The following is a 22,794-nucleotide window of genomic DNA, read 5'->3' on the forward strand; positions in this document are numbered from 1 at the left end:
GAGACCAGACCTCTGTGTCGAGCTCAGCCGGTCGCGCCGGCCAGCAGCTCGAACGCGCGGGACGGGTGGTCTGCGCGGTCGAGCGCTGCGACCCGCTCGCGGGCCGCAGCCAGCGCCGCTGCTCCGTGCCGCTTCTCCGCGGCGGCGAACAGCGGGGCGCGACGCAGCGCCTGCAGGTCCTGGCGGGCGCCGAGCGCGTCGCCCAGGCAGAGCAGCTCGAGCCCGCAGTGGACGGCGTCGGCGCGGCCATGGTCGGTGTCCGCCACAGCGAGCGCCACACCGAGTCCGACGCACGCCGTCCCGAGCACCGGGCGGTCGACGCTTCGTGCGATCCACACGTGCATGAACTGGATCGCGCGGCGCGCGGCGTCGCGGGCGGTCTCGAGCGCCTCTGCGGCGCGGCCGGCCTGCGCCAGGCGGACGCTGCCCGCGGCGCCCACCATGATGGCCCAGGGCGCCGAGGGCCCGGTCTCCTCGCGAACCGCTTCTGCGGCTCCCCGATACCGGGCGAACACCTCCTCGGCATCACCGCGCGCGAGCGCGATCTCGGCGCGACCCGCCTCGGCGACGGCCCGCTGCTCGGTCCCCGCGAGCGGCTGGCGCCCGGAGTCGTCGATGGCCTCCAGGAAGGCACAGATGCGCTCGGCCTCGGCGTAGTCGGCGCGATCGAGCGCCGCGGTCAGGTCGACCCAGTCGAGCAGGCGCTGGGCTGCCTCGGAGCCCAGGGTCTCGAGACCGGCGCGGGCGCGCACCGACCACTCGACGGCCTCCTGCGACCGGCCGTCCTCGCTGAGGCTCGACGCCACGAGCATGGCCGCGAACGTCCGGGTCGCCACGTCGCCGACCGGTGCGGCCGCCTCGTACGCAAGGGTCGCGAGGTGCACGGACTCCTCGAGGCGGCCGTCGTTCTCGGCGCCCTGCGCCAGGGCGAGCTGCGCCGCGAACGCGAGGACCGGGTCGTCGATCGTGCTCAGAGCGGCGACCGCGTCGTCGATGCCGTCGACAGTGCGGGCAGCGTTGCCGAGGAACATGGTGACGACCACCCGCGTCCGCAAACCGATCGTCTGCCCCTGCGCGTCGCCCTCGTCCGCGCGCAGCAGGAGGCGCAGGCGCGCGAGCAGCCGCGCCTGGCCGAGCCCGCGCTCGAGCGCGCGCGACATCGCTCCGAAGAGCATCGCGAGCGCCGCACGGTCGCGGTCCGCACGGGGCACGGCCCACCAGGTCACGGCGTCGCCGACGACCGCCGCGAGGCGCGCGGCCCGCTCCTCGCTGCCGTGCAGCGCCCACGACCCGCTGAGCGCGATGAAGAGCCGCACGACGACGTCGGGGCGGCGCACCACGGAACGCCCTGGAACCCAGGGCTCGACGTCGGGCACCGCGGCGGTGCGCAGGGCGAACAGCAGGTTCTCCTGCTCGCGCTCGAGCTCCCGGAGGGCGTCGACCTGGCCGGGGCCTAGCAGTGCCGAGACGCAGCGGTCCGCGACGTCCACAGCCCACGCCCAGAGGGCCGAGCGCACCGGAGCCTCCTCACCGGCCGCGTCGAGGCGGACGATCCCGAGCTCCCGGACGGTCTCGAGCATGCGGTAGCGGGTGCCGCCGGGTACGTCGACGGCGCTGACGATGGACTGGCTGACGAGCGCGTCCAGGTCGTCGAGCACGTCGAGCGGCCGCGCGGACGGGTCGAGCCGTCCCACCACGGCCGAGGCGTGCGCGGTGAACCCGTCCGGCAGCACGGCGACGCGCCGCCACAGCTCGCGCTGCGCGGGCTCGAGGAGGTTCCAGCTCCAGTCGATGACTGCCTCGAGCGTCCGCTGCCGCTCGGGCGCGGACCGGTCGCCGCCGCGCAGCAGCGCGAACCGCTCGTCCAGGTGCGCCTCGATCTCCTCGACGCTCAGCGTCCGCACGCGTGCCGCGGCCAGCTCGATGGCGAGCGGCAGGCCGTCGAGCCGTTCCACGAGGCGCACGACGACGTCGGCGGGCAGGCGCACGCCGGGGCGTGCCGCAGTGGCGCGGCGCCGGAACAGCTCGGCGCCCGCCCCGTCCGCCTCGAGGGGTGCGGGCGCGTAGACCTGCTCCTCCGCGAGCTCGAGCGGCGCGCGGCTCGTGGTGAGCACGCGCAGCCCGGGCGCCGCGGCGAGCAGCTCGGCGGTCCAGGCAGCGGCGCCCGCCACGACGTGCTCGCAGTTGTCGAGCACCAGCAGCGTGGGCGTGGAACGCACCCGCTCGAGGAGCTGCTCGCGCACGTCGCCCGCGAGGATCCGCTCGGACAGGCGGGCCGACGGCGCGGCAGCGATCCCGAGCGCGTCCGCGAGCGCCAGCACGACGTCGTCGTCGGTGCGCACGCCGGCGAGCTCGGCCACGACCACCTGGTGCGGCTCGCCGGCGGGGACGTCGTCGAGCACGCGACGCGCGACCTCCAGCGCCAGTCGCGTCTTGCCGAGCCCGCCCGCGCCGAGGATCGTCACCAGCCGCTGCTCGTCGAGCGCCTTGAGGACGGCGGTGATGTCGTCGTCGCGACCGAGGAGGGGCTGGGCCGCCGGCCGGAGGCCGCGCGCGGCTCGGCGGTCGGTGCCGGTCGAGGTCGGGGTGGCAGGCGGCAGCGACTCGAGCCCGCGCACGAGCGCCTCGAGCTCGGGCGACGGGTCGGTGCCCAGCTCGGTGACGAGCGCGTGCCGCAGCCGCGTGAACGCCCGGGCGGCGTCGGCGGACCGCCCGGTCGCGGCGAGGGCGGTGATGAGGTCGCGCGCGGCGACCTCGTCGGTTGGGTCCGCCTCGAACGCGTCCGTGGCGAGCGCGACGACGGTCTCGTGGTCGCCGAGCGCTGCCGCGGCCTGCCGCCGCACCGAGACGAGGTCGTCACGCAGGCGGTCCGCAGCGGTCGCGAGCGTGCGCGAGAGCCCGTCGAAGGTCGGTCCGAGCCCGCCGCCCGGTTCCCCTCGCCAGCGGGCCAGAGCCGTGGCCGACGCCGCGGCCGCGTCGGCCGCCTCTCCCCGGGCAAGGGCGGCGCGGGCGGCCGCGAGCCCGCGCTCGGCGAGCGCGAGGTCGCTGGGCACCCCGAGCACGTACCCGCCGGGACGGCTGACGACGACGGTCGCACCGGCCGTCGCCCGCAGCCGCGACACGAGCGACTGCAGGGCCGCCCGCGGGTCGGCCGGGACGCCGTCGGTCCACAGGTCGTCGACCAGCGACGTCACGGGGACGGCGCGGCTGCCCGCCAGCGCGAGCGCGACCAGCAGCGCCGACGCGCGCTCGCTGCGGGGTGCGCGCGGCTCGCCGTCCGGTCCCGCGACGGTCACGGGCCCGAGGACGCCGACGCCGGGCTCGCTCGGGGGGTGCGGCATTCGGCAACCTTAACCGGCGCAGCCTGCGCCGACGCTGATTGTCGGGCGCTGTCGTGGTGCGCGCAGGGCTCCTACCCGCCCGCCGCCCGCAGGGTCGGCGCGCACCGGTTCACCCAGGTGGAGATGACCTCCATGCCCAGCCGCCGGTAGAGCCCGAGCGCGCCGGTGCGCGAGTCGGTCGAGAGGGTCGACCGCGCCGCGCCGTGGGCTCGTGCGACGGCGAACGCGTCCGCGAGCAGCGCCTGCGCGAGTCCGCGGTGACGATGGTCGCGGCGGGTCGCCACCATGTCGACGTAGCCCTCGGGGACGCCGTCCGGCGTCGCCATCACCAGCACGCACGCGGCGACGACGGCGCCGGCCGGGTCGGTGGCCACGCGCAGCTGCCACGGCTCGAACCCGGGCCGCCCGGTCACCGCGGCGGACCAGTCGGCGAACGGTCGCCGCTCCCGCACCGACCACTCGAGGAACGCGTCCTCGATCACCTGCCAGCAGTCCTCGTGCTCGTCGGGCCGCGCGGCCCGCACCGCGTAGCCGGCGGGCGGGGTGCGCGGCGGGATCTCGGCGTCCGCGGGGAGGGCCAGCACCCAGCTGGCCCAGCGGACCTCCCAGCCGAGCGCGGCCAGCTGCCCGTCGAGCAGGGAGCCCTCGGGCACCGGCAGTCCCACGACGGCGGAGCCTGCCTCACCCGCTCGCTCGCGCAGCCAGCGCGCGAGCTCGGCCTCGAGCCCCCGCCCTCGGTAGTCGGGGTGCACCGCGAGGGACGCCCGGTCCCCCGACGTCACCTCGGCGTAGGCGACCAGCGACCGGTCGGCCTGCCCGATGACGCCGACGGTGGAGGCGCCGACGTCGAACGACGGGCGCGACCAGTCGGCCACGATGTCGGCCGCCTCGATGACGACCTCGCCGGTGTCGGCGAGCTCACCGGCCGCCATGACCGCGGCCACCGCGGCGGCGTCGGGCAGCGCCAAGGGGCGCTGGCCGAGCCCGGGCGGCAGGTCGAGGCGGACAGGCATGCGCGGAAGCATCGCGCATGCACGGCCGTCGCGCGAGGCGGGTGGACTTCGCGATCAGAAGCGCTGGTCGCCGATCAGAATCGCAACCGCCGATCGGCTCAGCGCGGCAGCGCCCCGCGCCGGTACGGCCAGGGCGCGTCGGCCGGCCGCAGCGCGGACCAGCCACCAGCCCGAGCCGCGAAGGCGGCCAGCGCGCCCACGACAGTCGACGGGTTGTGCAGCGAGCCGTCCAGCACGGCAGCGACGACGTCGTCGAGGGGCGCCCAGCGCACCTGCATGGCCGCCTCCTCGTCGGTGCGCACGTGCCGCTCCGCCTCGGGGACGGGCGTCAGCTCACGCGCGAGGAACACGCGGAGAGCCTCGTTGCTACCACCGGGCGAGGTGAGGAAGTCCGCGAGCACGTCCCAGCGCTCCGCGCGCAGGTCGGCCTCCTCGGCGAGCTCGCGGGCGGCCGCGCGCTGCGCGTCCTCCCCCTCGACGTCGAGCAGGCCTGCCGGGATCTCCCACAGCACCGACCGCACGGGGTGGCGGTACTGGTCGACGAGGGCGACGTTGCCGTCGGCGTCGAGCGCGACGATCGCGACCGCCCCGGGGTGGTCGACGTACTCGCGGAGCACCGTCCCGGCGTCGCCGAGGTCGACGTCCTCACGCACGACGTCGAAGATGCGGCCTGTGAACGTGCCGTCGCGCCGCGACGAGGGCCGCGGCGCGACGGCGTCGCTGAGGCGTCCGCTCACGCGCTCTGCCGCTCGAGCGCCGCGGCGATCAGTCCCGAGAACAGCGGGTGCGCCGCCGTCGGGCGCGACTTGAACTCAGGGTGCGCCTGCGTCGAGACGTAGTACGGGTGCGCCTCGGCCGGCAGCTCGACGAACTCGACGAGCGTCGAGTCCGGGGACGTGCCCGAGATGCGCAGGCCCGCGGACTCGAGCTGCTCGCGGTAGGCGTTGTTCACCTCGTAGCGGTGACGGTGCCGCTCCGAGACCTGCTCGGTGCCATAGGCCTTCGCGACCTGGGAGCCCGAGGCGAGCGTGGCGTCGTACCCGCCGAGGCGCATCGTGCCGCCCAGGTCGCCCTTGCCGTCGACGAAGGCGAGCTGCTCGGCCATGGTCGCGATGACGGGGTGCGCCGACTCCGGGTCGAACTCCGTCGACGAGGCGTCGGCGTAGCCGAGGACGTTGCGGGCGTACTCGATAACCATCGACTGGAGGCCGAGGCAGATGCCGAGCGTCGGCACGAGGTTCTCCCGCGCCCAGCGCAGCGCGCCGATCTTGCCGTCGATGCCGCGCACGCCGAAGCCGCCGGGCACCAGGATGGCGTCGGCACCCTCGAGCGACGCCTGCGCGCCCTCCGGGGTCTGGCAGTCGTCCGCCGCGACCCACCGGATCGACACCTTGGCGTCGTTGGCGAACCCGCCGGCGCGCAGCGCCTCGGTCACGGACAGGTACGCGTCGGGCAGGTCGATGTACTTGCCGACCAGCGCGACCTCGACGTTGTGCTCCGGCTCGTGCACGCGCTCGAGCAGGGTGTTCCAGCCGGCCCACTCGACGTCGTGGAACGGCAGGTCGAGACGGCGCACCACGAACGCGTCCAGCCCCTCGCTGTGCAGCACGCGCGGGATGTCGTAGATGCTCGGCGCGTCCGCCGCGTTGACGACGGCCTCGTTGTCGACGTCGCACATGAGCGCGATCTTGCGCTTGATGGAGTCGGGCACCGGGCGGTCGGAGCGCAGCACGATCGCGTCGGGCTGGATACCGATGCTGCGCAGCGCGGCCACCGAGTGCTGCGTCGGCTTGGTCTTGAGCTCGCCCGACGGGCCGATGTACGGCACGAGCGACACGTGCAGGAAGAAGCAGTCGTCGCGGCCCAGCTCGTGGCGCACCTGGCGCGCTGCCTCGAGGAACGGGAGCGACTCGATGTCGCCGACGGTGCCACCGATCTCCGTGATGATGACGTCGACGTCGTCGCTCGCCTGGTCCCGCATGCGCGACTTGATCTCGTCGGTGATGTGCGGGATGACCTGGACCGTGTCGCCCAGGTACTCGCCGCGGCGCTCCTTGGCGATCACGCGCGAGTAGATCTGGCCGGTCGTGACGTTCGACGACGCCGGGAGCTCGACGTCGAGGAAGCGCTCGTAGTGGCCGATGTCGAGGTCGGTCTCGGCGCCGTCCTCGGTGACGAACACCTCGCCGTGCTGGAACGGGTTCATGGTGCCCGGGTCCACGTTGAGGTACGGGTCGAGCTTCTGCATGGTCACGCGAAGGCCCCGAGAACGGAGCAGGCGGCCGAGCGAGGACGCGGTCAGACCCTTGCCGAGAGAGGAGACCACACCGCCCGTCACGAAGATGTGGCGCGTCGTGTGCGTGGCACCCGAGCGGCCGGAGAGGCGGGTCTGCTGTCGGTTGAGGTGGTCTGCCACGGAACTCCATCCTATCCGACGCCTTCCAGGGCGCCCGGTCTACGCGGTGTGGGACACGGCACGTGGCGCGGTTCGACGGTGCATGTCGCCACCTGTCTCTCGCGTGACCGCGCACGACCCGGACGGGAACGTGCTGCTGGTCTGCGACCGCTGAGCCGAGCGAGCGGCGTCAGCGCCCGCGCAGCCGGAGGGCCGCCGAGCGTGCGAGCCCGAGGCCGCGCCGGCGCAGTGCCGGGTCCACGAGGGCCGCGAGAGCGAGCACGGCAACCGCGATCGCCGCGGCCCCGACGCCGAGGCCGATGTTCGCCGCGAGCGCCCCGCTGTCGAACCCCACCTCGCCGTTCACCGGCGCCGTGAGCACCGTCGGCACGAGCCGCCCGGCGAGCGCGCCGGCTGCGACGCCGACGGCTAGCACCAGCGCAGTCGCCGGGAGGCGCGCCAGCGCTCCCGCGCCGAGCTGCCGATGGACCGCGACCAGCAGCCCGACCCCGGCCACCAGCATGCCGAGCGATGTCGCCGCACCGAACAGGGCCAGCACGGCCGACGGCGCCGCGTCGGCACCGAGGACCACGGGGGTCAGGGCCGCGCCCGCCGCGACGACGAGCCAGCCGGCCGCCGTCGCGACGACGGCGGCGCGCCCGCGGTCGATCGTGTAGAGCACGCGCGACAGGTGCAGGATCAGTGCCAGCCCGGCGAGCCCGGGCGCCATCCAGGTGAGGCCCGCGGCCATGCCGGGGGCGTCTCCCTGGACGACGAGGTCGAACACGGCCTCGACCTGCGGCGCGGCGGCGAGCAGTGCCGCGATCCCGAGCGCGACGGCGGCCAGGAGGGCGCGGGTCGTCGAGGCGACCAGCGCGCGCAGCTGGTCCGTGCGCCGGTGCGCGGCGTGCTCGGTGAACCGCGGGAACGCGCTGGTAGCGATCGGGAAGGCGAGCACCGCGTACGGCAGCAGGTACACCTGTTGCGTGTACAGGTAGACCGAGTACGTCGTGTCGCCGAAGTCCTGGGCCACCCGGACGACCTGGAGCACCGCCAGCTGCTGCGCGACGAGCGCGCCGATGCCGGCGGACGCGAGCCGCGCGGCCCGTGCGCCGTCGCCCACCGGGAACCGGAGCGTTGGCCGAAACCGCAGCCCAGTGCGGTACGCCGGCACCACCAGCGGGAGCGCGAGGAACGCGACCCCGATCGTGGTCCCCCAGGCGAGCCAGCCGAGCGCCTGGTCAGACAGCCCCGCGAGGTCGCGCGGGTCCTCCCCCATGACCCAGAAGCCGACGTAGACGCCGATGACCACCAGGCTCGACACCAGCGGCGCGAACGCGGGCCAGAAGAACCGCCGGTGCGCCTGCAGCACGCCGCCGAGCACGACGGCGGCTCCGTACAGGGGTATCTGCACGGCGAACACCCGCAGGAACCCCGTGGCGACGTCCGCCACGACGGGGTCGTGCACGTTGAGGACGTGGACCGTGATCGGGCGGGCAAAGACCGAGACCAGCACGCCCAGGGGCACGAGGACCGTGAGCGTCCAGCCCAGGAGAGCCGATGCGTTGCGGGACGCGGTCGCACGCGCCTCGGCCGCATCTTCCGCGGTCAGAGCCACCCGGCTGAGCGGCCCGGCGACGAGCGGCACGATCGCCCCCGCGAGCGCCCCGCCGGCCGCGACCTCGAAGAGGATGTTCGGCAGCATGTTGGCCGTGTTGAACGGCTGGCCCACGCCGCCGGACCCGAGCGACCAGCCCTGGGCGAGCCACCGTCCGAACCCGACGACGCGGCTCCCGAGCGTGACGACCGTGATGAGTAGCGCGGCCCCCGCGATGGTCTGGGTTCGCGACGGGCGAGCCGTCGGCTGCGTCACCGCCGCCCCAGGTCGTCGACCGCCTTGAGCCACGGGGTCTCGGCGATGACCTTCGAGAAGCTCACCTTCTCGCTGGCGAGCGTCAGCCCGACGACGCCCGCGAGCGCCGCGAGCCGCAGCGGCCGCGGCAGGCCGAGGGCCAGCCGGGTGCCGAGGAGCGCGCCGAGCGCGTTGGCCCCGCCGTCGCCGAGCATGTCGCTCTCGCCCAGGTCGCGCGGCCAGGCGGCGGCGCCGGCGCCGAGAACCGCGCCTGTCCCGGCGGCGGCGAGCGACCCACCGACGGGCACGGTCGCGAGCGCCGCCGACGCCTTGAGCGCCCGCCCGGGACGCAGGTCGAGCAGGTTGAGCAGGTTGGCCGTACCGGCGATGAGCGCGCCGTTGACGACGACGTCGCCGACCCACCGCGACGAGGAGCCGGTGCGCCGCGTGCCGACGGCAGCGGCGACCAGCGACGTCGCGCCGATGCCGAGCACCTTGAGACCGCCGGTGGTCAGGCGGCCCTCGGCGAGCGCGCCGAGGTGGCCGCGCAGGCCCTTCGTCCGGGTCGTCGTGTCCTCGGCGAGATCGTCGACGAGACCGAACGCGCCCGCCCCCGCGGTGGCGACCAGACCGGCGGCACGGCCCCGGCCCTGGCCGCCGGCGAGCGCGCCAGCGGCGAGACCGGCCGCGACCGCGGGGCCCTCGAGCAGGCTGATCGGCTCGCCGCGGTGGTTGGTGCGTGTCCAACGCTCGGGTCCACCCGGAAGCTGCCGGTCCGCTGCCGCACGCACCGCCGCGGTGACGGCAGCGGCGACCGCCGCGCCCCGCAGCAGGCGGCCCAGGCCCATCAGCCCTTCCCGCCCTGGTCGGCGGGCTGCCGGCCGTCGGTGCTGTCGGTCGGCCGCACGATCGGGGGCAAGGGCGTGCTGCCGTCGTCGGACCCGTAGTGCCCGTTCGTCCCGGTGAGGTGCGCCGCGACGGCGAGCGGCACCACGATCTGCCCGACCTGCGACTCGACGCCGCTGACCGTCGTCACCTGGTCGGCGACGGCGTTGTCGCCCCGCACGGCCGACACCACGTCGCCGGCAGTGGGAGTCGGCCCCGCCACGACCACGGGTGCGACGGTCTGCACGGTCCCTGCCAGGGTCACGAGCGACGTCATCGCGGTCTCGGCCGGCGCAGGCGACGCGTCCTTGTCCGAGCCTGTGCTCGCGCCGCCCCCGCCGGACAGGAGGACGACGGCGTCGGCGGGCTGCGTCTGCTCGGCGTCCACCGTGATCAGGTCGGCCTGGATGAGCTGCCGCTCGAGCGCCGTGGCGTCCTCGCTGCGGAAGCCTGGGGCTGCCTGGTGGGTGAGCGCCACGGCGAGCGCGGTCGAGAGCAGCTGCTCGGTCGGGGCGTCCTCCGGGAGGTCCGTCACGATCGAGCGCAGGCGTGGGCGCATCCCGCTCGCCACCGTGTCCCGGAACCCGGCGTGGTCCTCGTCCGTCCAGGAGGGAGTCACCCGTGCCGACACGGCGACGGTGCCGCCCGCGGCCTCGACCTCGGCCTGCACACCCTCCTGCACGCTTGCCGTGACGTCGTCGAGGTCGACGACTGCCACCCGCTTGCCCTCGAGGGTCCCCTCGATGAGCGTCGGACCGGCAGCCTCGATGAACTGCAGCCGCTTGTCGGCGTCCGCCTGCGTCGCGGTGAGCGAGTCGCGCAGGTCGTTGCGTTCGGTGCGCAGGGCGTCGACCTGGCCGGTGAGCTGGTCGCCGATCGTCCCCTGGAGGGGGCCGGCGCCCAGGATGATCCCCACGGCGAGCGCGAGGAACACCGAGATCAGGGAGACGAGGTGGTACCGGAAGTCGATCACGGTGGGTGCGGGCTCCTTGGGTGGCGTGGCCGGTGGACCGGCGGGGGTCGAGGGGGCGTTGGCTGCCGGACGGGCTCAGCCGCCGAACAGGTGGCCCACCCACGACACGAGGTCGTCGATGCGTGCGGCGACGAGGCCGAAGAACGTCTGGCCGACGTTTGTCGACCACATGGCTGTCACGACGGCCGCGACGCCCGCGAGCGACAGCAGCGTCAGCTGCGTGTTGGAGATCCGCGTGCGGTACAGGCGCGACACACCCTTGGCGTCGACCAGCTTGCCACCCACGCGCAGGCGCGTGAGGAACGTGGACGCCATGCCCGCGCGGCCCTTGTCGAGGAACTCGACCAGCGTGGCGTGCGTGCCGACGGCGACGATGAGCTCGGCGCCCATGTCGTCGGCGAGCAGCATCGCGATGTCCTCGCTCGTGCCCGTCGCCGGGAACACGACGGGGTCGACGCCCAGCGCCTGGACGCGTTCGAGCCCGGGCGCGTTGCCGTCTCGGTAGGCGTGCACCACGATCTCAGCCCCGGAGGACAGCGCCTTGTCGGACACCGAGTCCATGTCGCCGACGATCATGTCGAGCCGCAGCCCCGCATCGAGGATCGCGTCGGCGCCGCCGTCGACGCCGATGAGCACCGGTCGGTTCTCGGTGATGTACGACCGCAGCATCGCGAGGTCCTCGCGATAGTGGTAGCCGCGCACGACGATGAGCACGTGCCGACCCTCGAACTCCGTGCGCACCTTGGGCACACCGACGCCGTCGAGCAGCAGGTCCCGCTCGCGCTGCAGGTACGCCATGGTGTTCTCGGCGAACCGCTCGATCTCCGTAGACAGGCCCTCCCGTGCGGCGGCGAGCGCCTCCTCGACGGTCGAGTCCGTCTGCCGCACGCCCTCGGCGACCGTCCGCCCGTCGACGACGACGCGCCCGCCGTCGATCGAGATGGGCACGCCATCGGGCAGCCCCATGACCGTCGGGCCGAGATCGTCGACGAGGCAGATCCCGGCCTCGAGGAGGATGCCGGGGCCCGCGTTGGGGTACCGGCCCGACGTCGAGCGGGCCGCGTTGAGCACGGCGGCAGGCCGGGCGGCGACGAGGGCGTCGGCGGCGACCCGGTCGATGTCGACGTGGTCGATCACCGCGACGTCGCCCGGGACGAGCCGCTTCGTGAGGTCCTTGGTGCGGCGGCCGACACGTGCCCGGCCGTGCGTCACCGCTCCTGTGTGGCCGGCGTCCTGGGAGCGCGCATGGGGACTGCCTGACCTGCGGGGTATCAACTTCATCGCGCTCATCGTCCCACGGTCGAGGACGCCAGAAGTTCCACCGCGTGCTTGCGAGCGGCCTCGCTGTCCTCCTGCCCCGACAGCATGCGCGCGAGCTCGCGCACTCGCTCGTCGGCCGTGACCTCCTGCACCCCGGTGACGGTGCCCGCGTCACCGGCCGACTTCGTCACCACCACGTGCGCGTCAGCGAACGCCGCGACCTGGGCGAGGTGCGTGACGACGATCACCTGCGTGCTTCGCGCGAGGACGGCCAGCCTGCGCCCCACCTCGACCGCGGCCCGCCCCCCGACGCCGGCGTCGACCTCGTCGAAGACGAACGTCGGCAGCGCCGCGGGCGCACCGTCGGTCGTCGCGCCCTCGACGGCGGCCGTCGCGAGCGCGACCTCGAGCGCGAGCATGACGCGCGAGAGCTCGCCGCCCGAGGCGCCCTTGCCGAGCGGACGCGCGGGGGCGCCCGGGTGCGGGACCAGCGCGAACGTCACCTGGTCGGCACCCCAAGGTCCGGGCTCACCGGCGGCGACCTCCACCTCGAGGCGCGCCCCGCCCATGGCGAGCCCCGCCAGCTCGGCGGTCACGGCGGCGGCCAGCCGCTCGCCCGCGACGGTGCGGCCCGCCGTGAGCTCCTCGCCCAGCCGGGCGAGCTCGTCATCGAGCTCTCCCGTCCGCTGCGTCATGCCGCGCAGCCGCTCGCCGCCGTCGTCGAGGTCGAGCAGTCGCAGGCCGGCGTCCGACGCCCAGCGCAGCACATCGTCGACCGTCGCGCCGTAGGTGCGGGTGAGCGTCGTCAGCTCGGCGAGGCGGCCGTGCGCGGTCTCGAGGCCCGCAGGGTCCGCCTGGAGGTCGTCGACGTACGCCGACAGCTCCGTCGCGACGTCCGCGACCAGGTACCCCGCCTCGGCCACGCGCTCGGCGAGGGCACCGAGCGTGGCGTCGTCGTGCGCGGCCGCCTCGAGGGCACGCCGCGCCCGCGTCAGCTGCTCGACGGCGGAGGCGACCTCGTCGGCCTCGCCGGCGAGCGCCTCGTGGGCCTCGGTCGCGCCCAGCCGCAGCGCCTCGACGTTGCCCAGGCGCGCCACCAGGGCCTGGAGCTCGGCATCCTCCCCAGGCCTGGGCTCGACGCGCTCCACCTCCGCCAGGCCCAGCCGCAGCAGCTCGGCCTCGCGCGCCCGCTCGGCCGCACGCGCGGTGAGATCGTCGATCTCGGCCTGCAGCGCGCCGCGCTCGACCCAAGCGGCGCGGTAGGAGTCGAGCGCCGCGAGGTGCGCGGGGCCGGCGAACGTGTCCAGCGCCTCGCGCTGCTTCGACGGCGTCCGCAGCCGCAGCTGGTCGGCCTGCCCGTGCACGGTGGCGAGCTCGTCGGCGATCTCCGCAAGCACGCCCTGTGGCACGCTGCGCCCGCCGAGGTGCGCCCGCGAGCGCCCCTCGGCCGCGACGGTCCGTAGGACGACGACGGTGCCGTCGTCGTCGACCGTCCCGCCCGCGTCCTCGACCCGCTCGACGACTGCGGGCCGCGCGGCGACCTGCCAGCGCCCCTCGACTGCGGCGCCGGTCGCCCCCGGTCGGACGGCACCCGCGTCGGCCTTGCCACCCATGAGCAGACCCAGCCCCGTGAGCACCATCGTCTTGCCGGCGCCGGTCTCGCCCGTGATCACCGTCAGCCCACGTGCGAGCGCGACGCGCGCCGCGCGGATGACCCCCAGGTTCTCGATCGCGATCTCCTCGAGCACCTCACACCTTCCAGACGTCATGGTTCGCGTCGCCGCGGGCGTCACCGGGCGTCTCGTCGTCATCGTCCTCGGTCACGGCGTCGGTCATCGCGGCAGCCCGGGCACGCGCGGCCGCGGCGTCGTCGGCGGCCTCGCGCCAACCCACCACGGGCAGCGAGAACTTGGACACGAGCCTGTCCGTGAACGGGGATGTCGACAGGCGCGCGAACAGCAGCGGCTGCGCGCCGCGGCGCACCTCGACCATCGACCCGGCAGGCAGCTCGATGCTGCGGCGACCGTCGCACGTGAGCACCGCCGGCACAGGCGAGCGGTCGAGCACCGTGATCCGGTACGCCGACCGCGGCCCGATCACGAGCGGCCGCGCGAACAGCGCGTGCGCCGACAGCGGCACGAGCAGCACGCCGTCGACGTCCGGCCACATCACGGGGCCGCCCGCGGAGAACGCGTGCGCGGTGGAGCCGGTCGACGTCGACAGGATGACGCCGTCGCACCCGAAGCTGGACAGCGGACGGTGGTCGACCTCGATGCCGACCTCGACCATGCGCTGCCGCTCTGCCTTCTCGATAGTGGCCTCGTTGAGGGCCCAGCCGGTCAGCGGCTCGTCCTCGCCCGGGCGGTACACCTGTACCGCGACGACGCTGCGCTCCTCGACCACGTAGTCGTGCTCCGCGAGGCGCTGCACGGCGGCCCGAAGGTCGTCGCGCTCGGACTCGGCGAGAAACCCGACGTGCCCCAGGTTCACGCCGAGGATCGGCACCTGCGTGCCCTGCGTGAGCTCGGCGGCGCGGAGGATCGTCCCGTCCCCGCCCAGGACCATGACGACCTCGGACTCGGAGACGCCCTCACGCAACCGTGCCGTCGCCATGTGGTCGCCGAACGTCTCGGCCAGGTCGTCGTCGTGCAGCACGACCTCGAAACCCGACGCCTCGAGCTCCCGGACCGCCTCCTGGAGTGCGGCGACGGCCTCGGGGCGCCCGCCGTGCGTCACGACGAGGACTCTGCGGGTCACGATGCACCTCCGGTGCGGGTCGACGGAAGCGTCGCCGGCTCGAGCGGAAGGACGGGCGGCAGCTCCGAACCCTCGTCGTCGGGCTGCCAGGCGACGGCGGCGCGGACGGCGTCCGCCACGCGGTCGGCGACCGCCGGCCCGGCCTCGGACGACGGTTCTCCACGCTCGAACGCCACGAAGTACTCGCGGTTGCCGCTCGGCCCCGGGAGCGGGCTCGGCACCACGGCCCGTGCGTGGAGACCCACCCGAGCACCCTCGGCGATGACGGCGAGCACGACAGATGCGTGCAGCGCGGTGTCGCGCACGACGCCGCCGGCGCCGAGGCGTTCCTTCCCGACCTCGAACTGCGGCTTGACCAGCAACAACGCCGGGGTTCCCGGATCGAGGACCGGCGCGAGCGCGGGCAGAACGAGCGTCAGGGAGATGAACGACAGGTCGCCCACCACGAGCTGCGGCGCCCGTGCAAGGTCCTCGCGAACCAGGCCCCGCACGTTGTATCCCTCGACGACCGTGACGCGCGGGTCGTCCCGCAGGCGCGGCACGAGCTGGTCGTGCCCGACGTCGAGCGCGACGACGTGCGCCGCGCCCCGCCGCAGCAGGACGTCGGTGAAGCCGCCGGTGGAGGCGCCCAGATCCAGGCACCAGGCCCCCTCGACCGCGGCCGCCACGCGACGCCCGGCGGAGTCCTCCGCGAGCACGTCGAGCGTGCCGGCGAGCTTCAGCGCCGCCCGCGACGCGTACCCAGGGTCTCCTGGGTCCGCGACGACGACGAGCTCGGCGTCGTCGGGTACCGACGCGGACGGCTTGGTGACGGCGCGGCCCTCGGCGCTCACGCGGCCGGCGCGGACGAGCTCTGCGGCGTGCGCTCGCGAGCGCGCGAGACTGCGACGCACGAGCTCGGCGTCGACGCGGACCGGCGTCACGCGGCGCCGCCGTCGGCTGAGCCGTCGGCGAGCCGATCGCGCAGCGCGTCGTGCACCGCCTCGAATCGAGCGACGTGCGCCGCGACCGGCAGACGGTCGAGATCCGCGAGCGGGTCAGCGGGCAGTTCGGCGGGCGCGCCGTCGCCCTGCGTCCCGGTCGCGTCCTGCGTCATCGCGTCCTCCGTCGTCGAGCAGCCCGTCACGGCCGCGTGGTTATACGGGCCGATCAGCCCGCCACCACGCTACCGGGTGACACCGACGCAGGACGCCGCCTACCCACAGGCGGGATGTCCGAGCGCCCTCAGGCGGTCAGCTCGGGCACGCTCGCGGGGTCCACCGGCGCTCCGCCGTCGGCCGCGGCCCACGCCGCCGCGCACGCGGCGCGCACCACGTCGATCCCGGCAGGGCCCTGCCGGTCCAGCTCGAGCCGCCCGTCAGTCACGCGGGCTGCGCGGCCGGCGCATTCCCACCAGCCCTCGGCTCCCGCGACCGGGAGCGGGTGCGGTTCGAGCAGCACGCGCAGGTCCGCGCCCACGAAGTGCGGCCGCAGCCCGGGCTCGGCGAGGACGTCGTCGCGTGCCGAGGAGACGCCGGTGAGCACGTGCAGGCCTGGGTAGTCGCCCGAGCGTGCGCCGGCGAGGTCGGTGTCGAGGCGGTCGCCCACGACGAGCGGCCGCTTGGCACCGGCCCGCTCGACGGCGAGCCGATACATCGTCGGCGACGGCTTGCCGGCGCTCGACGGCTCGACACCGGTCGCGGCCACGACCGCCCCGACCAGCGCACCGTTGCCAGGCGCGTAGCCCCGGGCCGTCGGAAGCGACAGGTCGCGGTTGCTCGCCACGTGCCACGCCCCGCCCGCGACGGCGTAGGTCGCCTCGGCGAGGTCCGCCCACGCGAGGTCCGGCGCGAACCCCTGCGCCACCGCCACCGGTGCGTCGTCGGCCGACGCCACGACCTCGAACCCGGCCGCTCGCACGGCCGTGATGAGCCCCGCCCCGCCTACCACGAGCACGCGGGCGCCCGGCTCGAGGCGCGTGCGCAGCAGCGCCGCGCACGCCTGCGCGGCCGTCATCACCTCGTCGGCGGACGCCGGGATGTCGAGCTCGGTGAGCTGGCCCGCCACGTCCTCGGGCTCGCGCGACGCGTTGTTGGTGACGAACACCAGCCGCAGCCCGCGGGCGCGGGCCTCGACCAGGCTGTCGGACGCGTGCTCGATCGGCAGGTGCCCGCGATAGGCGACGCCGTCGAGGTCGACGAGCGCAAGGTCGTACGCCTCGGCGAGCGGGCGGTCGCTGGCGAGCAGACCTGCGCTCGTCACGGACGCTCCTCCTCGCTGGTCTCGCCGGTCACAGGCTGGTCGACGTCGGTAACGTCGCCCTGCTCGTCGGCGTCTGCACGGGCCTCGCCAAGGTCGGCCTCGTCATCCTCTGCGCCGAGCTCGCCCTCGGCGTTGTCCACGGCGTTGACGAGGTCGTCGTCTTCGTCGTCGAGCTCGTCCTCGTCCTGGTCGAGCTCGTCCTCGTCGTCGTCCGCGTCCTCGTCGAGCCCGTCCTCGTCCTCGTCGTCGGCGAGGTCGTCGTCGAGGTCAGGCGCGTCCTCGTCCTCGTCGAGCTCGTCTGCGTCGAGGTCGTCGGCCGCCTCGGAGTCGTCAAGCTCGTCGTCCTCGGCCTCGTCGTCGTACACGTCGTAGACGACGACTTCCTCCTCCGGCTCCGCGTTGCCTGTCGCGCGCTCGAGGTCGTCCGGGTCGACGTCGGCGAGCAGCGCCGCCGCTTCTTCCAACCGGCCTGCCGCCTCGAGTGCGGCCGCGCGCGCCGCGAGCACCCGGAGGGCGAGATCGCCCCGCTGCGGCGGGATCTTGTTCAGCACGACCAGCGCAGCGTCGTGCTCGCCCAGATCGGACCGGGCGCCGCTGACGACCAGCGCCAGCTCGAGCTTGCTCATCGGGTCGAGAGAGTCGGCCTCGGGCGTCGCGGCCAGCGCGACTGCGCGCTCCGGTCGCCCGAGCCCGCGCTCCGCGTCGGCCATGATCGGCAGGTGCTCCGACGAGCCGTTGAGTCGACGCACGGTGCGCAGCTCGCGCAGCGCCTCCGCGTACCGCCCGGTGCGGTACGCGGCAATGCCGGCCGCCTCACGGACGACGTCGATGCGGCCCCCGCGACGCACTGCGGCCTGCGTGTGCTCGTAGGCCAGCTCCGGGTCGATATCCAGGAGACGACCCGCCATCACCAGGTGCTCGCCGACGCGCTCCGCGTTCTCCTTGCTCAGGCCGCGCAGACGCTCGCGAGCGTCCTTCGCGAGCTGCCGGAACGAGACGTCCTCGGCGATCTCGGGCTCAGGGATCCGCGGACGGTCGGGACGCTCGTCGCGCGCCGGTCGGGCGTCTCGGTCGGGTCTCCCGCCGTCGCGCTGGTAAGACGGACGGCCGCCGCGGTCGCCCGAGCCGGGTCCACCGCGGCGCTCCCCGCGGTCGCCGCGGTCGTCACGACGGAAACCGCCCTCGCGGCGCTCACCACCGCCGCCCTGGCCACGGTCATCCCGGCGGAAGCCGCCCTCACGACGCTCACCGGCGCGGAAGTCGCGGCGCTCGCCGGCGCCGCTCTGGCCACGGTCGTCACGGCGGAAGCCGCCCTCACGACGCTCACCACCGCCGCCCTGACCACGGTCGTCACGACGGAAACCGCCCTCACGACGCTCGGCGTCACGGAAGACTCCGGTGCCACGGTCGTCACGGCGGAAACCGCCCTCACGACGCTCGCCACCGCCGCCCTGACCACGGTCGTCACGACGGAAACCGCCCTCACGACGCTCACCACCACCGCCCTGACCACGGTCGTCACGACGGAAACCGCCCTCACGACGCTCACCACCACCGCCCTGACCACGGTCGTCACGACGGAAACCGCCCTCACGACGCTCACCACCGCGGAAGTCGCGGCGCTCACCACCGCCGCCCTGACCACGGTCGTCACGACGGAAACCGCCCTCACGACGCTCACCGGCGCGGAAGACTCCGGTGCCACGGTCGTCACGGCGGAAACCGCCCTCACGACGCTCACCACCACCGCCCTGACCACGGTCGTCACGGCGGAAACCGCCCTCACGACGCTCGCCACCGCCGCCCTGACCACGGTCGTCACGACGGAAACCGCCCTCACGACGCTCACCACCACCGCCCTGACCACGGTCGTCACGACGGAAACCGCCCTCACGACGCTCACCACCACCGCCCTGACCACGGTCGTCACGACGGAAACCGCCCTCACGACGCTCGCCACCGCGGAAGTCGCGGCGCTCACCACCGCCGCCCTGGCCACGGTCGTCACGACGGAAGCCGCCCTCACGACGCTCGCCGCCGCCGCTCTGACCACGGTCGTCACGACGGAAACCGCCCTCACGACGCTCGGCGTCACGGAAGACTCCGGTGCCGCGGTCGTCCCGGCGGAAACCGCCGTCGCGGCGGTCACCACCGCGGAAGCCCTCGCCCCGGTCGTCGCGGCGGAAGCCGCCTCCGCGGGTGTCGTCACGCGACGACGGCGCGCCACCAGCCCGTGGACCGCCTGACCGCTGGCCCTGGTTCGACCGGTCACGGTCGCCACCAGGCCGGCCGCCGGAACGGGGTCCGCGACGGTCGTCATCGATGCGTCGCGGTCGGCGGGCGTCGCCGCGCTCGTCCCCCTGCTCGCGGGCGGAATCGTTCACGGTGGTCCTCTCGTTGGTGGTCACCCGATTCTCCCACGCTGGTGCCGCCGAGCCTTCGCACACGGGCAGGCAAGCTTGTGAGATCGGCATCTATCCGGGCATGCGAAAGACCCCGCACCGTGGGTGCGGGGTCTTTCGTGAAGGGTATCCGGCGGCGTCCTACTCTCCCACCCCGTCTCCAGGGCAGTACCATCGGCGCTGTAGGGCTGAGCTTCCGGGTTCGGAATGGGACCGGGCGTTTCCCCTACGCTATGACCGCCGTAACAGTATCGAGTTGTGGGTGCCCCCGGGGTTCGCCCTGGTCGGGGGCGGGTGGGGGTGGTGCCCGTTTCTCGGGAACCGCACAGTGGACGCGTAGCAAAGTGTGTTGGTGTTGAAGTTGTCGGCTGATTAGTACCGGTCAGCTGCGGCAGTCTTTGGTCCTGCCTTCCACATCCGGCCTATCTACCCAGTGGTCTCGCTGGGTGCCTCTCGGACTTACGTCCGTGGAAACCTCATCTTGAAGCAGGCTTCCCGCTTAGATGCTTTCAGCGGTTATCCTTCCCGAACGTAGCTAACCAGCGGTGCACTTGGCAGTACAACTGGCACACCAGAGGTTCGTCCGTCCCGGTCCTCTCGTACTAGGGACAGCCCTTCTCAAGTTTCCTGCGCGCGCAGCGGATAGGGACCGAACTGTCTCACGACGTTCTAAACCCAGCTCGCGTACCGCTTTAATGGGCGAACAGCCCAACCCTTGGGACCTACTCCAGCCCCAGGATGCGACGAGCCGACATCGAGGTGCCAAACCATGCCGTCGATATGGACTCTTGGGCAAGATCAGCCTGTTATCCCCGGGGTACCTTTTATCCGTTGAGCGACGGCGCTTCCACAAGCCACCGCCGGATCACTAGTCCCGACTTTCGTCCCTGCTCGACCTGTCGGTCTCACAGTCAAGCTCCCTTGTGCACTTGCACTCGACACCTGATTGCCAACCAGGCTGAGGGAACCTTTGGGCGCCTCCGTTACATTTTGGGAGGCAACCGCCCCAGTTAAACTACCCACCAGGCACTGTCCCTGATCCGGATTACGGACCGAGGTTAGATGTCCGAAGCAGTCAGAGTGGTATTTCAACGTTGACTCCACCCGAGCTGGCGCCCGGGGCTCATAGTCTCCCACCTATCCTACACAAACTGCACCGAACACCAATACCAAGCTATAGTAAAGGTCCCGGGGTCTTTCCGTCCTGCTGCGCGTAACGAGCATCTTTACTCGTAGTGCAATTTCGCCGAGCTCGCGGTTGAGACAGCGGAGAAGTCGTTACGCCATTCGTGCAGGTCGGAACTTACCCGACAAGGAATTTCGCTACCTTAGGATGGTTATAGTTACCACCGCCGTTTACTGGGGCTTAAATTCTGGGCTTCACCGAAGTTGACCCGTCCTCTTAACCTTCCAGCACCGGGCAGGCGTCAGTCCGTATACATCGTCTTGCGACTTAGCACGGACCTGTGTTTTTAGTAAACAGTCGCTTCTCCCTGGTCTCTGCGGCCCTCCCCGCGTCCCACCGCTAGGGTGTTGACGGTTCAGGCCCCCCTTCTCCCGAAGTTACGGGGGCATTTTGCCGAGTTCCTTAACCACGATTCGCTCGATCGCCTTGGTATTCTCTACCTGACCACCTGAGTCGGTTTGGGGTACGGGCGGCTAGAACCTCGCGTCGAGGCTTTTCTTGGCAGCTGAGGATCACCCGTTTCCCGCATACGCGGTCACTGTCAGCTCTCACCCTTGATGGTGTGCGGATTTGCCTACACACCGGGCTACGGCCTTGGACGTGGACTACCATCGCCACGCCGGGCTACCTTCCTGCGTCACCCCTGTTAATACGCTTACCTAATGCCACATCGGGTCACGCGCCGCCTTCACAGTGGCACCCGAAGGTGCCGGCGTGAGCTTGGGGCGTTTAGCATCTGTGGGCTCGGTATGGGCGGTTCTTCGCCGGTAGGAGAATATCAACTCCTTGTCCATCGACTACGCCTGTCGGCCTCGCCTTAGGTCCCGACTTACCCAGGGCGGATTAACCTGGCCCTGGAACCCTTGGTCATTCGGCGGACGGGTTTCTCACCCGTCATTCGCTACTCATGCCTGCATTCTCACTCGTGTGGTCTCCACCGCTGGGTCACCCCGCGGCTTCACCGTCCACACGACGCTCCCCTACCCATCCACGCCCCTGAACCACGAAGGCTAAGGTTGATGCGTGAATGCCACGGCTTCGGCGGTGTGCTTGAGCCCCGCTACATTGTCGGCGCGGAATCACTTGACCAGTGAGCTATTACGCACTCTTTCAAGGGTGGCTGCTTCTAAGCCAACCTCCTGGTTGTCTGTGCAACTCCACATCCTTTCCCACTGAGCACACGCTTAGGGGCCTTAGCCGGTGATCTGGGCTGTTTCCCTCTCGACTACGGAGCTTATCCCCCGCAGTCTCACTGCCTCGCTTGCACTTACCGGCATTCGGAGTTTGGCTGACGTCAGTAACCTTGTAGGGCCCATCGGCCATCCAGTAGCTCTACCTCCGGCAAGAAACACGAGACGCTGCACCTAAATGCATTTCGGGGAGAACCAGCTATCACGAAGTTTGATTGGCCTTTCACCCCTAACCACAGGTCATCCCCCAGGTTTTCAACCCTGGTGGGTTCGGTCCTCCACGACGTCTTACCGTCGCTTCAACCTGCCCATGGCTAGATCACTTCGCTTCGGGTCTAGACCCGGCGACTGTATCGCCCTGTTCGGACTCGCTTTCGCTACGGCTACCCCGCACGGGTTAACCTCGCCACCGAGCACTAACTCGCAGGCTCATTCTTCAAAAGGCACGCCGTCACCCCAGCTAGGGAGGCTCCGACGGATTGTAGGCACACGGTTTCAGGTACTATTTCACTCCCCTCCCGGGGTACTTTTCACCTTTCCCTCACGGTACTAGTCCGCTATCGGTCACCAGGTAGTATTTAGGCTTAGCAAGTGGTCTTGCCAGATTCACACGAGATTTCTCGGGCCCCGTGCTACTTGGGATCCCCTCAACCAGGCCACGCCATTTCGTCTACGGGACTAGCACCCTCTACGGTCCGCCGTTCAATGCGGTTCGACTATGACGCGACTTTCTGACTGGCTGGGAGACTGTCAGGTCTCCCTAGAAGGTCCCACAACCCCGCACACGCAACGCCTGACAGCTTTAACACGTGTACGGTTTGGCCTCATCCGCTTTCGCTCGCCACTACTCACGGAATATCTCTTCCTGCCGGTACTGAGATGTTTCACTTCCCGGCGTTCCCCCCACACACCCTATATATTCAGGTGCGGGTACCTGCACATGACTGCAGGTGGGTTCCCCCATTCGGACATCCTCGGATCACAGCTCGTTTGCCAACTCCCCGAGGCTTTTCGCAGGCTACGACGTCCTTCTTCGGCTCCTGGTGCCAAGGCATCCACCCTGTGCCCTTATAAACTTCAACAACACTACAGAGACGTCAGGGACAACAACCCTCCCACCCCGAGGGGTGACCAGGCTGTTGCCTTGAACATCTTGGATGCTCGCGTCCACTGTGCAGTTCTCAAGCTACGGACGAACCCGCCAGACCCGACCCGCCTACCCCACACCCACCAGGGGCTGGAGCGGTTCGCGGCCATCCGGCGACCCGTACAGAGGTCTACCCCGACCAGACACCCCCA

At 72.2% G+C, this 22,794-nt stretch carries 15 protein-coding genes and 2 rRNA genes; 1 reads left to right on the top strand and 16 read right to left on the bottom strand.

All coding sequences use genetic code 11. The features are described 5' to 3' along the window. Window positions 1-23: 23 nt before the first annotated feature. From ACO4JP_RS12510 to ACO4JP_RS12575, 14 genes are all read right to left on the bottom strand, one after another. Window positions 24-3,341, bottom strand: coding sequence for an AfsR/SARP family transcriptional regulator (locus ACO4JP_RS12510; protein ID WP_425954142.1), 3,318 nt, complete (start codon window positions 3,339-3,341; stop codon window positions 24-26). A gap of 71 nt (window positions 3,342-3,412) precedes the next feature. Then, a complete protein-coding gene (locus ACO4JP_RS12515; protein WP_425954144.1) occupies window positions 3,413-4,354 on the bottom strand; it encodes a GNAT family N-acetyltransferase in 942 nt (313 codons plus the stop codon). 98 nt (window positions 4,355-4,452) lie between these two features. Next, window positions 4,453-5,091, bottom strand: a complete 639-nt coding sequence (locus ACO4JP_RS12520; protein ID WP_425954146.1) for an NUDIX domain-containing protein — start codon at window positions 5,089-5,091, stop codon at window positions 4,453-4,455. Then, a complete protein-coding gene (locus ACO4JP_RS12525; protein WP_425954148.1) occupies window positions 5,088-6,770 on the bottom strand; it encodes a CTP synthase in 1,683 nt (560 codons plus the stop codon). The genes ACO4JP_RS12520 and ACO4JP_RS12525 overlap by 4 nt, the downstream gene beginning before the upstream one ends. A gap of 169 nt (window positions 6,771-6,939) precedes the next feature. Next, a complete protein-coding gene (murJ, locus tag ACO4JP_RS12530; RefSeq protein ID WP_425954150.1) occupies window positions 6,940-8,622 on the bottom strand; it encodes a murein biosynthesis integral membrane protein MurJ in 1,683 nt (560 codons plus the stop codon). Beyond that, a complete protein-coding gene (locus ACO4JP_RS12535; RefSeq protein ID WP_425954152.1) occupies window positions 8,619-9,449 on the bottom strand; it encodes a hypothetical protein in 831 nt (276 codons plus the stop codon). Before ACO4JP_RS12535 ends, murJ begins: the two co-directional genes overlap by 4 nt. Next, a complete protein-coding gene (locus ACO4JP_RS12540) occupies window positions 9,449-10,459 on the bottom strand; it encodes a copper transporter (protein ID WP_425954154.1) in 1,011 nt (336 codons plus the stop codon). The genes ACO4JP_RS12535 and ACO4JP_RS12540 overlap by 1 nt, the downstream gene beginning before the upstream one ends. A gap of 75 nt (window positions 10,460-10,534) precedes the next feature. Continuing rightward, window positions 10,535-11,749 carry a putative cytokinetic ring protein SteA gene (gene steA, locus ACO4JP_RS12545; RefSeq protein WP_425954156.1) on the bottom strand — a complete coding sequence of 405 codons (1,215 nt, stop codon included), beginning with the start codon at window positions 11,747-11,749 and terminating at the stop codon, window positions 10,535-10,537. Continuing rightward, window positions 11,746-13,467 carry a DNA repair protein RecN gene (recN, locus tag ACO4JP_RS12550; RefSeq protein WP_425954158.1) on the bottom strand — a complete coding sequence of 574 codons (1,722 nt, stop codon included), beginning with the start codon at window positions 13,465-13,467 and terminating at the stop codon, window positions 11,746-11,748. Before recN ends, steA begins: the two co-directional genes overlap by 4 nt. Before the next feature lies 1 nt (window position 13,468). After that, window positions 13,469-14,476 carry an NAD kinase gene (locus ACO4JP_RS12555; protein ID WP_425954160.1) on the bottom strand — a complete coding sequence of 336 codons (1,008 nt, stop codon included), beginning with the start codon at window positions 14,474-14,476 and terminating at the stop codon, window positions 13,469-13,471. Continuing rightward, window positions 14,473-15,399 carry a TlyA family RNA methyltransferase gene (locus ACO4JP_RS12560; protein ID WP_425954162.1) on the bottom strand — a complete coding sequence of 309 codons (927 nt, stop codon included), beginning with the start codon at window positions 15,397-15,399 and terminating at the stop codon, window positions 14,473-14,475. Before ACO4JP_RS12560 ends, ACO4JP_RS12555 begins: the two co-directional genes overlap by 4 nt. Then, window positions 15,396-15,572 (bottom strand): hypothetical protein, encoded by a 177-nt coding sequence (locus ACO4JP_RS12565; protein WP_425954164.1) that lies wholly within the window; start codon window positions 15,570-15,572, stop codon window positions 15,396-15,398. The genes ACO4JP_RS12560 and ACO4JP_RS12565 overlap by 4 nt, the downstream gene beginning before the upstream one ends. 128 nt (window positions 15,573-15,700) lie before the next feature. After that, complete coding sequence (locus ACO4JP_RS12570) at window positions 15,701-16,717, bottom strand: HAD-IIA family hydrolase (RefSeq protein WP_425954166.1); 1,017 nt, start codon at window positions 16,715-16,717, stop codon at window positions 15,701-15,703. Further along, window positions 16,714-17,625 (bottom strand): hypothetical protein, encoded by a 912-nt coding sequence (locus ACO4JP_RS12575; RefSeq protein WP_425954168.1) that lies wholly within the window; start codon window positions 17,623-17,625, stop codon window positions 16,714-16,716. Before ACO4JP_RS12575 ends, ACO4JP_RS12570 begins: the two co-directional genes overlap by 4 nt. 6 nt (window positions 17,626-17,631) lie before the next feature. Between ACO4JP_RS12575 and ACO4JP_RS12580 the strand changes: the two genes are divergently transcribed. Further along, window positions 17,632-18,963 carry a hypothetical protein gene (locus ACO4JP_RS12580; protein ID WP_425954170.1) on the top strand — a complete coding sequence of 444 codons (1,332 nt, stop codon included), beginning with the start codon at window positions 17,632-17,634 and terminating at the stop codon, window positions 18,961-18,963. Between the two features lie 284 nt (window positions 18,964-19,247). Here the strand turns inward: ACO4JP_RS12580 and rrf are convergent. Together rrf and ACO4JP_RS12590 are read right to left on the bottom strand one after the other, a co-directional pair. Then, window positions 19,248-19,364 (bottom strand): 5S ribosomal RNA (rrf, locus tag ACO4JP_RS12585). Window positions 19,365-19,471: 107 nt separating this feature from the next. Further along, a 23S ribosomal RNA gene (locus tag ACO4JP_RS12590) occupies window positions 19,472-22,577 on the bottom strand. Window positions 22,578-22,794: the final 217 nt, after the last annotated feature.

Source organism: Xylanimonas sp. McL0601 (assembly GCF_049852175.1).
Lineage (GTDB): Bacteria > Actinomycetota > Actinomycetes > Actinomycetales > Cellulomonadaceae > Xylanimonas.

Excerpts from the sequence above, each read along its gene's own strand:
- ACO4JP_RS12535 (WP_425954152.1), bottom strand. The coding sequence starts at position 9,449 with ATGGGCCTGGGCCGCCTGCTGCGGGGCGCGGCGGTCGCCGCTGCCGTC.
- steA (WP_425954156.1), bottom strand. The coding sequence starts at position 11,749 with ATGAGCGCGATGAAGTTGATACCCCGCAGGTCAGGCAGTCCCCATGCG.
- ACO4JP_RS12575 (WP_425954168.1), bottom strand. The coding sequence starts at position 17,625 with ATGGCGGGTCGTCTCCTGGATATCGACCCGGAGCTGGCCTACGAGCAC.
- ACO4JP_RS12565 (WP_425954164.1), bottom strand. The coding sequence starts at position 15,572 with ATGACGCAGGACGCGACCGGGACGCAGGGCGACGGCGCGCCCGCCGAA.
- ACO4JP_RS12510 (WP_425954142.1), bottom strand. The coding sequence starts at position 3,341 with ATGCCGCACCCCCCGAGCGAGCCCGGCGTCGGCGTCCTCGGGCCCGTG.
- ACO4JP_RS12515 (WP_425954144.1), bottom strand. The coding sequence starts at position 4,354 with ATGCCTGTCCGCCTCGACCTGCCGCCCGGGCTCGGCCAGCGCCCCTTG.